Origin of the sequence: Agrobacterium rosae (assembly GCF_002915175.1) — a bacterium.
GTDB classification, from domain to species: Bacteria; Pseudomonadota; Alphaproteobacteria; order Rhizobiales; family Rhizobiaceae; genus Agrobacterium; species Agrobacterium rosae.
Genome location: NZ_NXEJ01000003.1, coordinates 78,247 through 90,731, shown reverse-complemented (window position 1 = coordinate 90,731; position 12,485 = coordinate 78,247). Strand labels below are relative to the sequence as shown.

The following is a 12,485-nucleotide window of genomic DNA, read 5'->3' as shown; positions in this document are numbered from 1 at the left end:
TCTTGCAAAGCATAAAAGCGCGTGCTTGTTTGGTCGGACTGGTCTGACCAGTTAGACCAACGTAGATTGGCTCAAAACATAAAACAAGGGGTCCTCCAATGCTTCACGTTTCGCGCATCAAAAGCACATTTCTCGCCGGGCTGGTCTCAGCACTCGGCGTGCTCAACGTTCAGGCCGCCGATCTGACGGTCGGTGCCAATATCGGCAACGTTCCATGGGAATTCGAAGATGCCAGCGGCAAGGTCACCGGCTTCGAAGTCGATCTCGTCAACGAAATCGCCAAGCGCCTCGGCAAGTCGGTGGAATTCGTCAACACGCCGTTCAACGGCCTGTTCCCCGCCGTCCAGTCCGGCCGCATCAATATGGCTATTTCCTCGATCACCATCACCGAAAAGCGCCTGACATCCGTCACCTTCGCTCAGCCCTATTACGATAGCGACCAGTCTTTGACGGTCACAGCCGCTTCCGGCATCACCGGCCTCAAGGGTATGAGCGGCAAGGTCGTCGGCGTCGATACGGGATCGACGGGCGACATGTGGGCCGAAGCGCATAAGGGCGAATACAAGCTTGGCGAAATCCGCAAGTTCGAAGGCTTGCAGCCAGCCATGCTCGATCTCGTGGCCGGTCGCATCGATGGCTATATCTCTGACATTCCGGCTCTGCTCTATTACGCCAAGGACAAGCCTGAGCTGAAGGTTGTCGAGCGCATCCCGACCGGTGAAAAATACTCGATCATGTTCAACAAGGGCGATCCGCTCGCCACTGAAGTCAATAAGGTCATCACCACGCTGAAGGGCGAAGGCTTCATTGCCAAGCTGCATGAGACATGGTTCGGCGCGAAAGCGGAGGACACGACCTCGACGGTTGCCGTTCTCGACATGCCGAAGGCCAAGTAAGGCTTGAACCGCATCCGGCGGGGCCAATCGCGCCCCGCCAGATTGCCAAGGGAGCCACTCCGGCATGAACCTCATCAATACCTTCTTCAATGTTCCCGTGTTCCTCAACAGCCTGCCGCAGCTGCTTTGGGGTCTGGTCGTCACGATCCAGATCGGCGTCACCAGCATTCTTTGCGGTCTGATAGGCGGCCTGTTTCTGGCGGTGGCACGTCTTTACGCTCCGGCTTTCTTCAAACTGCTGATCCGTGGTTACATCGACATTTTCCGGTCGATCCCGCTATTGGTGCTGCTGATTGTCGTCTATTACGCGCTGCCCTTCGTCGGCATCCGACTGTCGCCCTTCCTGTCTGCGGTCACTGCGCTGTCGCTGGTATCCGCCGCCTATACCGCCGAAATCTTTCGCGCAGGCATCGAGGCTGTGCCGCATGGGCAATTCGAGGCATCTGCCGCGCTTGGTCTCTCCAACCGCAACACCATGATCGATATTATCCTGCCGCAAGCCATCCGCATCGTCATTCCACCGCTGACCAACAACTGCATCAACGTCATGAAGGACACCGCCCTTGCCTCGGTGGTAGCCATGCCGGACCTGTTGAAACAGGCCACGCAAGCGCAGGCGCTGAACGCAAACCCGACGCCGCTGATCGGTGCTGCGCTCATTTATATCGCACTGCTCTGGCCGATGGTGGCCGTCGTGGCACGCCTTGAGAAACACTTCAGCCGGGGGAAACGCTGATGGAAAAGACCGCACCACCCCTCATTTCCATCCGTGGACTGACCAAGGCCTATGGCACCTTCACCGTGCTGCACGGAATCGATCTCGATGTGGCAGAAGGCGAAGTCGTCTGCGTGATCGGTCCTTCCGGGTCGGGCAAATCGACGCTCATCCGCTGCATCAACCATCTGGAAGCCTTTTCGCCTGACAGTACCATAACCGTGGATGGCATTCGCGTTGCCCCCGGTCCGGCGCTAGCCAAGGTGCGTGCCGAAGTCGGCATGGTGTTCCAGTCGTTTAATCTGTTTCCGCATATGACGGTTCTCAGAAACGTTATGATTGCCCCCATGCGGGTGCGAAAGACGCCGGAAGCGGAGGCTGAACGCAAGGCACGAGAGCTTTTGGCCCGCGTCGGCATTTCCGAGCAGGCGGAAAAATTTCCCGGCCAACTCTCAGGCGGCCAGCAGCAGCGTGTGGCGATTGCCCGGGCGCTTGCCATGGAGCCGCGTGTTCTGCTGTTCGATGAGCCGACATCGGCGCTCGATCCTGAAATGGTCGGCGAAGTGCTGGATGTGATGCGCAAGCTGGCGGGCACCGGTGTGACCATGGTGATCGTCACCCACGAGATGGGCTTTGCCCGTCAGGTGGCGGACCGCGTCATCTTCATGGATGGCGGCAGGCTGGTGGAGTCCGGCACGCCTTCAGACATTTTCGACAATCCACAAGAGGCAAGGACACGCGGCTTCCTTCGCGCCGTCCTCAATCATTGAATAAAAGACCATTCGGGAGACACCAGGAATGACCACCCCTTCACCGCTTGACCTCGATTACGTACGCAGCCAGTTTCCGGGCCTGTCGCGCGGCTGGACTTTCTTCGACAACGCCGGCGGATCGCAAACTCTGAAAGGCGCGCTGGAGCGCATCAATACGTTTCTGATCGAAAAGAACGTGCAAATCGGCGGCTCCTACGCGGTTTCGCAAAGTGCGGCCAATGCACTTTATGAGGCACGGACTGCGGCCATGCATCTGGTCAACGCGTCGAGACCGGAAGAAATCATCTTCGGCAGTTCCACCACGGCGCTGCTGCAGAACCTTGCCCGCGCCATGCAAAGCCAATTGTCTGCGGGCGATGAAATCATCGTCACCGTCAGCGACCACGAATCCAACATCGGCCCCTGGGACCGTTTGCAGGATGCGGGCATCACGCTCAAATTCTGGCCGCTGAACAAGGAAACACTGACGCTCGATCTTGCCGATCTCGCACTGCTGATGAGCGAGCGCACCAAGATGGTCTGCGTCACCCATGTCTCCAACATTCTCGGCTCGATCAATCCTGTCAGAGAGATCGCCGACTTCGTGCATGCGCGCGGCGCGAAGATTTGCGTCGATGCCGTGGCCTATGCCCCACACCGCGCCGTCGATGTGCAGGCGTTCGACGTCGATTATTACGTCTTCAGCCTCTACAAGACCTATGGTCCGCATTATGCACTGATGTATGGCAAATACGATCTGCTGCTCGAGCTTGATACGCTCTACCATTACTTCTACGGCAAGGACAAAGTGCCGGGCAAGCTGGAGCCGGGCAACCCGAACTATGAGCTGGCCTATTCCACCTGCGGCATCGTCGATTACCTGACGACACTCGGCGAGCAGGCAGGCGTGACCGGCACGGTGCGCCAGAAAATCGAGGCGGCATTTGCAGCCATCACGGCGCAGGAGAACCTCCTGACCGAACGCCTGCTAAGCTACCTGCGCTCCCGTAACGATTGCCGGATCGTTGGGCAGACCAGCAACCATGATGAGACACGCGTGCCGACGATTGCCTTCCGCTTCGATGGCCGCGAGGCGGGTGACCTCTGCAAGGCAATGGACGGCGAACAGATTGCCATGCGCTTTGGGGATTTCCACTCCCGTCGGCTTGCCGAATATCTCGAGTTGACCGACCATGGCGGCATGCTGCGGGTTTCCATGGTGCATTACAACACGCTGGAAGAGGTGGATCGCTTCACGGCAGCGCTTGAGCGTATTCTGGCTGGCGATGCGGGATTTGCGAGGGCAAGCTGAGCTGTGAACGACAGGAAGGACAGGGAATGATGCGTTTCGATACGGTGATCAGACACGGAACCGTGGTGACGGCAAGCGACACTTTCGTCAGCGATGTCGGCATCAAGGATGGTCGTATCGTCGCACTTGCCGCTGAACTGACCGACGCAGACGAGATCATCGATGCCACCGGCCTTTTCGTTCTGCCCGGCGGCATCGACAGCCACGTCCATCTCGACCAGCCCTCCGGCGATGGCATCGTCATGGCCGATGATTTTGACAGCGGCACCCGCTCGGCTGCCATCGGCGGCAACAGCACGGTTCTGGCCTTCTGCATGCAGGAGAAGGGGCAGTCCCTGCGCGAGGCGTTGAAGGTCTATCACGCCAAGGCGCAAGGCAAATGCCATGTGGATGTGTCCTTCCATCTCGTCATCACCGACCCGACTGCCGAAGTTCTGGGGCAGGAGCTTCCGGCGCTGGTGGAGGATGGCTACACCTCACTGAAGGTCTTCATGACCTATGAAGGCTTGCGGCTTCGCGACGATGAAATCCTCGCCACGCTGGATACGGCACGCCGCACCGGCGCTCTCGTGATGGTTCATTGCGAGAACGAGGATGCCATTCGCTACCTCATCGGTCGCCATGAGGAGGACGGCAAATTCGAACCGAAATATCACGCAACGACACGACCGATTGCCGCCGAGCGCGAGGCAACGCACCGGGCGCTCTCGCTTGCGGAAATCGTCGATGTCCCCATCGTCATCGTTCACGTCTCCAACCGTGAGGCGATGGAAGAAATCCGCCGGGCACGTCAGCGCGGCCAGAAAATCGTCGGTGAAACCTGCCCGCAATATCTGATGCTGACCGCAGACGATCTTGACCAGAGCGAGATGGAAGGTGCCAAATATGTCTGCTCCCCGCCACCGCGTGACAAGGCGAGCCAGGATGCCTGCTGGGAAGGGCTGGAACAGGGCGTGTTCGACCTGTTTTCATCCGACCATTGCCCATTCCGCTTCGATGACGCAGAGGGAAAACTGAACGAGAAAGGCAAACGGCATTTCCGCTGGATTCCCAACGGCATCCCCGGCGTCGCCACCCGCCTGCCCATCCTGTTTTCGGAAGGTGTGATGAAGGGCCGGATCGACATCAACCAGTTCGTCGCCGTTACTTCCACCAATCACGCCAAGCTTTACGGCCTCTACCCGCGCAAGGGCACGATTGCCGTTGGCGCGGATGCCGACATCGCCTTGTGGGACCCGAACAAGCGCGTCACCCTCACCAACGAGATGCTGCACCATGGCGCGGATTATACGCCTTACGAGGGGCTGGATATCAGGGGCTGGCCGGTGCGCCTGTTATTACGCGGCAAGAACATCGTGCAGGACGGACATTTCGCCGCGCCGTCCCCACATGGAAGCTATCTGCCGCGCGAACGGTCATCGCTCACCAAGCAGCGTTCTGAGGCATTGAGCTGAGCATCAAACAAAACATCTGATTGCCCGGCATTCAGTCAATGCCGGGTATGGAGGCCATTTCTTCGAATATTTGCGGCCTTGATCGGACAAATGTTTTGCGTCCGGCTTTCCAGCCAGCCAGGGTTTGCGCCCCGGATCGTATGGCGCTGCGGTGGTTCGGGGCGTCAAGGACGACGATGTCTGCCACCGCGCCCACAGCCAATCCATAATCTGCTCTCATAATCTTCGCGGCATGCGCGCTGGCCATCTGAAAAACCGAGTCTATATCTTCATCACGGGAAAACTGCATAACATTGGCATAGAGATTGGCCATCCGTCCCAGTGAGGCATCTCCGAATGGGGTAAAGGGGTTCAGAACATTGTTGGTCGCGATTGCAGCCTGCACTCCCTCTTTCAGCAAAAGATGTGCCGGTGTAACACCGCGCGGGATGTTGAACTGCTGATCGCGCCCCATCAGAAACAAATCTGTCGCGGGCAAAACCGTCACGGCAATCCCGGCGGCGGCGATTTTGCGCGCGACCATCGAACGTGCTGCCGGATCAAGCGCGGAGAGGTTGGTTACATGGCCAATCGTCACTCGCCCGCCGTAGCTATTCGCACGGGTTGCGTCGATAACGGCCGGCAAATCAGTTCTTGCAGGATCGAGGCTGAAATCCAGATGGAAATCCACATCGACATCATGCCTTCTGGCCAGCGCAAAGATGCGGCTGATATGCTCCTCCGGTCGCGGGTCGGTGTAGGGACAGCCACCGATCACATCGGCACCGGTTCGTAGAGCCTCGTCCAGCATCTCTTCCGTTTCAGGCTCCTGCGTCAGCCCCTCCTGTGCGAAAGCGCAAATCTGGATGTCGATTGCGAAGGAAAATTGCTCACGAACGCGCTTTATGGCTGCAAATGAGCGCATGCCAGCGCGTGGATCGATCTCCACAAAGGTGCGCATGCGCGTGGTGCCGTGGGCAATGGCTTGCCGGACGATGGCGCAAGCCCGCTCAAAAACGTCTTCTTCGGAAAATCCGGCCTTGGCTTTTGCAGTTTCGCGCACAGCTTCTTCCAGCGTACCAGCACAGATCGTGCAGCGCTCCAGGATGCACGCTTTGTCGAGATGGATATGGCTATCGACAAAGCCGGGAAAGGCGAAGTTGCCCTCAATATCCTCTTCCGTCACGGCATCGCAGCGGATGTTTGCGCCAATCGCCACGATGCGCCCGTCCTTTGCCGCAATATCCACCGGTTCCGTCTGATCTGCCAGTTGCGCATTTCGAAAAACGAGATCAGCGAGCATGTCGGGCCTCAAATACCAATGGCGCAGCCATCGCTGCGGGGATCATGCGCACCGTCCATCCAGCCGTCACCATTCAACCGGATTACCCCCGCCTGCCCGGCCAGCGCGCTCAGGGCAGGAATAGCGATGGTTTCGTGGCCCATGGCATGCAATGTCTCGATAACCTCGTCGCCAACTGAAGCTTCAATCTTCAGATTGTCGCGCGTGTCGGAAAAGGTTCGTCCGAGAAGAAACCGTGGCGCGGAAAGCGCGGACAACGGATCGAAGCCGTGGTCTATGAGGCGGCTTAATAGCAACGTCAGCGTCTGCGGCTGCCCATCGGCACCTTGCGTGCCATAGAGAAGGTGCGGTTTACCGTCCCGCAAACCAATGCCGGGATTGAGCGTGTAAAATGGCCGCTTGCCGGGTGCCAGAACATTCGGGCTCATCGGATCTGCGCTGAAGGCCGCACCACGATTTTGCCAGACAATGCCTGTGTCGCCAAGCAAGACACCACTTCCCCAATCATAATAGGTGCTCTGTAGAACGCTGGCGCAACGGCCTTCTTTATCGACTGCGGAGAGGTAGACCGTATCACCGTGCTGGTAGGGCGAAGGCCAGGCAAGAGCGTTTTCTCGGTCTATCTCTGCGGCTTTGCTGGACAAGTTGAGAGTATCCAGCAACTCTGCGCAATGTTGGGCCACAAAATCCGGATCGGCAATTTGCCCACGGTCGAGAAAGGCCTGCTTCACCGCCTCGACGCAGAGATGATAGAACTCTGCGGATGACGGGTCCACGTTTGCCATGTCGAAATGAGACAGGACGCCCATAATCCCAAGCGTCGTTACGCCTTGCGATGGTGGTGGTGGCGCGAGAAGTTCGATGCCTCGATAGATCATGGAAATGGGCTCGACCATCTGTGCAGCGGTCTTTTGCAAGTCACCCAGGCGGATAGGACTACCCGCCGTCTCCAGAGCATTTGCGATGCGTTGAGCAAGCTCGCCCTCGTAGAATTCCCGGTGGCCGTAAAGAGCGATCCGCTCCAGAACGGAAGCCAGTTGCGGTTGCCGCTGAATACCCTCAGTCACGAAATGGTTTTCGAAACCCGGCCATTTGGAAATTTCGGCTGCGCGAAATGCGTGCCAATGCTTTTGCGATCGGCTGACCGGAAAACCCTGTGCCGCCAGCTCAATCGCGTCCGCGAGCAGCGTGGGCAGGCTCTCCGTTCCCTGCCAGTTCTCGGACGAGTATCGCAACGCCTCGCCCCAACTATCGACAAGTGCCGCTGTTGTCAGCGCCGATAGCGGGCCGCGTTGCGAGATGGCATCAAGCGCGGGCAGATGTTCGGCCGCCTGCCCGATCCCCATGATCGTCTGGCGACGACCGGAGCCATCCGCCACGATCCAGATTGCATCTCCGCCCAACCCGCAAAAATGCGGATAGAGAACGGTGAGCGCTGCACCGGCGGCAATCACCGCTTCGATCGCCGTGCCTCCACGCCGCAAGACCTTCGCACCAGCCTCGCTCGCCGTGTGATGCGGCGTTGTGACCATGCCCTTATTGGACCGGGCCGCCGTTTTTTCCGACTGACGCATGCGTGCTCCTAATCGGATACGGAAATATAGCGGCTGAGAATCTCGGTGATATCTGGCCCATCATCCTTCTCGTCCACCTTGGCCCGGTCTTCGACGGCATGCAGGTGATGATCCATAATGCGCATCGCGGTCTCGGCATCGAGGTTCTTCAAGGCCTCGATCAACTGGACATGCTCATCAATACCGCATTCGGCAGAATGCGGACGTCCGAAACGGGCGAGAATGAGCGATGAGCGCGAGACGATCTGGCTGATGAAATCAATCAGCAGTTTGGAGCCCGTCAGTTCGGCAAGAAGAATGTGGAACTCGCCTGCAAGCCGGATAGACCTTGGGGACGATGCCTGTAGAGCGCGCTCTTCCTCGCGCACATGACTGATGAGCGCATCGATACCGTCTCTTGGCATACGCTTGCACAGGCGACCTATGACCTCTCGCTCAAGGCACCGCCTCAGCGCAAAAACCTCTTCCGCTTCTTCCAGCGTCGGCATGGCAACAGCTGCACCACGGTTGGGCTTGATCTCCACCAAGCCATCGGAGGCAAGCCGCAACAAGGCGTTACGGGCGCTTGTTCGACTGACACTAAAGGTATCGCCAATGGAGTCCTCCGGCAACTTCGTGCCAGGCTTCAAGGCCTGTTCAAGGATCGCACGACGAAGAGAGGCGTAGATCGCGTCACTTCTGCTGAGATTTGTCGACATAAGCTGCTCGTTGTCTGATGCAATTTTGATCATGTCTCGCACAATTATTGTACAAAATCTATCCCTTTAAATTGCATGCAATTTCTTATTGCGTTTGTATTCATACTGAATTAGCCTCAGCCACAGTTTGCGAAAAAGAGCGAAAAAGCCGTTTGCAACAGCGGGTTTCAACAGCACTCACTCCAATTTAGCGACCAAATGTCGGATAAATTGAATGCAATCCGAGGGGATCTACAAATGCAATTATCCAGAATTTTGATGGCAGGCGCAGCACTGCTGACACTCGCTATGCCCGCGTCCGCGACAACTTTGAAATGGGGCGCTTCCCGCGACATCAGTTCGCTTGACCCATATTCCTACGGCGACAGTTTTGCGCTCGGTGTGCTCAATCACGCCTATGAAGGCTTGATGCGGTATGATCGAAACCTGAAGCTCGAGCCTGCACTTGCGGTCTCATATGAAATCGTCTCGCCTACCACATGGCGCTTCAAACTCCGCGAGGGCGTGAAATTCCACAATGGAGCTGATTTCACGGCAGACGATGTTCAGGCATCGCTTGTGCGTGCGACCAACCCGAAGTCACCGCTGCTTGGCAACATTCCTGCCTATAAGGGCTCGCGCGTCATCGATGCCCACACCATCGAAATCGATGTCTCTGCCAATTACCCGCTGCTGCTGAACGACCTGACGACAATCTATATCTTCGATGCGGGTTGGCTGAAGGACAACAATGCGGAAGCACCGACCGATGTCGGCTCCGGCACTGAGGGTTACGCCACCTACAATGAAAACGGCACCGGCCCCTTCAAAGTGGAAAGCCGCCAGCCGGATGCAAAAACCGTATTCGTGAAATATGACGGCTGGTGGGACAAGCCTCAGCACAATATCGACCGCATCGAGCTCACGCCGATTGCCTCAAGCGCAACCCGCGTCGCAGCACTTTTGTCCGGCGATATCGACTTTACGGATCAGGCACCGGTGCAGGATTTGCCGCGGCTCGAAGCTGCCTCCGGGCAGGTCAAGCTTCTCGAAGGGACCGATCTTCGCACCGTCATGATCGGTTTCAGCCAGCGTGACCAGTTGCTGTCGGGTGCACCCAACCCGATGAAGGATCTGCGCGTTCGCCAGGCCATGCAGCTCGCCATCGATCTCGATCTTATTCAGAAACGCGTGATGCGCGGCAAGTCCCGCAATGCCGGTGCCCTCGTCGCACCACAGATACCGGGATATGATGCGGCACTGGACCAGCCGATCAAGGCCGATCCGGAAAAGGCAAAAGCACTTCTCAAGGAGGCTGGCGCTGAAGGTTTCGAGTTCGAATTCAACTGTGCAGACACCTTGGTCAATGAAGAGCAGATGTGCCAGGCCGTTGCGTCCATGTGGTCACGTGTTGGCCTCAAGCCGAAACTCGACCAAGGCCCTCGGGCCGTCCAGACACCAAAGCGGTCTGCCGGAAAGGTTGATGTCTACACCCTCGGCTGGGCCACTCTGCCCATGCTGGATGCATACAGCCTGACGTCGCAGGTTCTCCACACTAAGGAAGGTTCATTCGGAATTTTCAACTGGGGTGGCTGGTCTGACAAGGAATTCGACAAGGTGACGGAAGCATCGGCGGTTGAGCTCGACACGACCAAGCGCCTTGCACTGGAAGCACAATCGCTGAAGATCGCCAAGGATCACGCGCTGATGATCCCGCTCCACCAGCAGCCGCTGGCCTGGGCCACAAGCGCCAAGATTGCCGATTTCCCGCTGTTTTCGGATAACCTCCCACGTTTGTGGCTGGTGAAGATGTAATCCGAGCCCCCGCCAAGATTTTTGGCGGGGGACCGTTCCTTCATGTGGGCCAGATCAAGGACACTTCACCATGCTCGCTTTCCTCATCAAGCGGATCGGCAACGCCGTTCTCGTGATGCTGACGGTCGCTTTCTTTGCCTTTCTTATCTTCCGTTTTCTGGGAGATCCCGTCGAGATGATGGTCAATGAAAGCGCGACCCAGGTTGATCGCGACGAATTGCGCGGACGCCTCGGCCTGAACGACGGCTTCCTCGTGCAATATGTGCGCTTTGTCGCCAATGCCGCGCAGGGGGAATTCGGCCTGTCTTGGCGCAATCAGCAGTCCGTGCTGGGTCTTATTGCCGAACGATTTCCAGCCACTTTCGAACTGGTCATCATCGCCACCATTCTCTCGCTGGCCATCGGCATACCGCTGGGTGTTTTCACGGCCATTGGCCGAGGAAAATGGTGGGCGGAAAGCCTTCAGTTCAGCTCGATCATCGGTGTATCCCTGCCGAGTTTTCTGGTGGGCATTCTCCTGATCCTGATATTTTCCGTTACGCTCGGCTGGTTGCCGGGTTATGGGCGAGGCGATGTGGTGCGGATCGGCTGGTGGTCCACAGGGCTGCTGACACCTTCAGGCCGCGCCGCTGTCATCCTACCGTCCCTGTCGCTGTCCCTTTTTCAGATCACCCTTGTCATGAGGCTGGTTCGCGCGGAAATGCTGGAAACGTTGCGGGCGGATTTCATCAAATTTGCCCGTGCACGTGGCGTAAGACGGCGCGCCCTGTGGTTTCGTCATGCACTCAAGAACTGTCTGATGCCCGTCGTTACCTTGACCGCCATGCAGGTGGGCAACCTGATTGCGTTTGCCCTCGTCACTGAAACGGTTTTCCAGTGGCCAGGCATGGGAATGCTGTTCATGCAGGCCGTCACCTTCGTGGATATCCCCGTCATGGCGGCCTATCTGTGCATCGTGTCCTTCATCTTCGTAACGCTGAATACCTTCGTCGATATCGCCTATGCGGTGATCGACCCGCGTCTGCGCGCCGCGTGACAGGAGCATCACCATGACCGCCATCGAACCGACGCAGACAACGACCAAACCAACACCATCGCGATTGGCACGGTTGCTACAATCCGATCTGGGATGGAGCTTCACCCATCATCCATCCGCCATTATCGCGGCAATCCTGCTTCTGGTGCTGATCGCATCGGCTTTTCTGGCTCCGTTGTTCACGGTGCAGAACCCTTACGATCTCGCCTCTCTGGATTTGCTGAACGCCGAGATACCACCGATCTGGATGGCCGAGGGACAATGGCCCTACATTCTCGGCACCGACGTTCAGGGGCGCGATCTGTTGTCAGCCATCCTTTATGGATCGCGGGCGTCCATTATCATCGGTGCCGCGTCCGTCGCCGTGTCGCTGGTGGTTGGGTCAACGCTCGGACTGATTGCCGGCTACCACGGCAAATGGGTAGACAGTCTGTTGATGCGCGCGGGTGATGTGCTGCTGTCCATGCCAACGATGCTCATCGCCATTCTCGTCTCAGCACTCGCCCGGCAGCTGCTGCCGCCCTATGTGCGTGAAGCAGGCGCATCCGGCGTCATCGTGTTTGCGATCTCGCTGTCTGCGTGGGTGCAATATGCGCGGACCGTGCGGGCGCAGACCATGGTCGAGCGCAACAAGGAATATGTGCAGGCGGCAAGGCTCATCCGCGTGCCGACATGGCGCATCATGTTGAAACACATCCTTCCCAACACCACGACGCCCCTGCTGGTGACTGCCACGCTGAACTTCGGCCTTGGTATCCTGATCGAGGCAACGCTGTCTTTCCTCGGTGTTGGCATGCCGCCGGAACAGCCATCGTTGGGAACGCTGATCCGCATCGGCAATCAGTATCTGTTCTCCGGTCTGTGGTGGATCGTGCTTTTTCCGGGCCTTCAGCTCTGTCTGCTCGTTGTGTCCATCAACGTGCTCGGCGACTGGCTGCGCGACGCCCTTAACCCCAAATTACGCTGAGGCAT

11 protein-coding genes are annotated in these 12,485 nt (G+C 57.8%); 8 read left to right on the top strand and 3 right to left on the bottom strand.

Translation table 11 applies throughout. The features are described 5' to 3' along the window. Window positions 1-98 precede the first annotated feature (98 nt). From CPJ18_RS06155 to hydA, 5 genes are all read left to right on the top strand, one after another. Complete coding sequence (locus CPJ18_RS06155; protein WP_103657427.1) at window positions 99-896, top strand: ABC transporter substrate-binding protein; 798 nt, start codon at window positions 99-101, stop codon at window positions 894-896. Between the two features lie 64 nt (window positions 897-960). Then, window positions 961-1,632: an amino acid ABC transporter permease gene (locus tag CPJ18_RS06150; RefSeq protein ID WP_077106410.1), complete on the top strand. Its 672-nt coding sequence runs from the start codon at window positions 961-963 to the stop codon at window positions 1,630-1,632. Then, the gene (locus CPJ18_RS06145; protein ID WP_077106411.1) at window positions 1,632-2,381 is read left to right on the top strand and encodes an amino acid ABC transporter ATP-binding protein; all 750 of its coding nucleotides are present in this window, start codon (window positions 1,632-1,634) and stop codon (window positions 2,379-2,381) included. Before CPJ18_RS06150 ends, CPJ18_RS06145 begins: the two co-directional genes overlap by 1 nt. Window positions 2,382-2,409: 28 nt before the next feature. After that, complete coding sequence (locus CPJ18_RS06140) at window positions 2,410-3,675, top strand: cysteine desulfurase-like protein (RefSeq protein ID WP_103657426.1); 1,266 nt, start codon at window positions 2,410-2,412, stop codon at window positions 3,673-3,675. Window positions 3,676-3,704: 29 nt separating this feature from the next. Then, window positions 3,705-5,129: a dihydropyrimidinase gene (gene hydA, locus CPJ18_RS06135; protein ID WP_077106442.1), complete on the top strand. Its 1,425-nt coding sequence runs from the start codon at window positions 3,705-3,707 to the stop codon at window positions 5,127-5,129. A 31-nt stretch (window positions 5,130-5,160) separates the two neighbouring features. Here hydA and CPJ18_RS06130 read toward each other — a convergent pair whose 3' ends face one another. The 3 genes from CPJ18_RS06130 to CPJ18_RS06120 are packed head-to-tail and all read right to left on the bottom strand — an operon-like array spanning window position 5,161 to window position 8,683. Continuing rightward, window positions 5,161-6,411, bottom strand: a complete 1,251-nt coding sequence (locus CPJ18_RS06130; protein ID WP_077106413.1) for an amidohydrolase family protein — start codon at window positions 6,409-6,411, stop codon at window positions 5,161-5,163. An 8-nt stretch (window positions 6,412-6,419) separates the two neighbouring features. After that, complete coding sequence (locus tag CPJ18_RS06125; protein ID WP_245445344.1) at window positions 6,420-7,985, bottom strand: gamma-glutamyltransferase family protein; 1,566 nt, start codon at window positions 7,983-7,985, stop codon at window positions 6,420-6,422. Window positions 7,986-7,993: 8 nt separating this feature from the next. Continuing rightward, window positions 7,994-8,683 carry a GntR family transcriptional regulator gene (locus CPJ18_RS06120; RefSeq protein ID WP_077106443.1) on the bottom strand — a complete coding sequence of 230 codons (690 nt, stop codon included), beginning with the start codon at window positions 8,681-8,683 and terminating at the stop codon, window positions 7,994-7,996. Window positions 8,684-8,920: 237 nt separating this feature from the next. Between CPJ18_RS06120 and CPJ18_RS06115 the strand changes: the two genes are divergently transcribed. From CPJ18_RS06115 to CPJ18_RS06105, 3 genes are all read left to right on the top strand, one after another. Beyond that, entirely contained in the window at window positions 8,921-10,477 is a 1,557-nt protein-coding gene (locus CPJ18_RS06115; protein WP_103657425.1) for an ABC transporter substrate-binding protein, read from the top strand. Between the two features lie 70 nt (window positions 10,478-10,547). After that, complete coding sequence (locus tag CPJ18_RS06110; protein WP_067653066.1) at window positions 10,548-11,513, top strand: ABC transporter permease; 966 nt, start codon at window positions 10,548-10,550, stop codon at window positions 11,511-11,513. 13 nt (window positions 11,514-11,526) lie between these two features. Next, entirely contained in the window at window positions 11,527-12,480 is a 954-nt protein-coding gene (locus CPJ18_RS06105; protein WP_077106416.1) for an ABC transporter permease, read from the top strand. Window positions 12,481-12,485 lie beyond the last annotated feature (5 nt).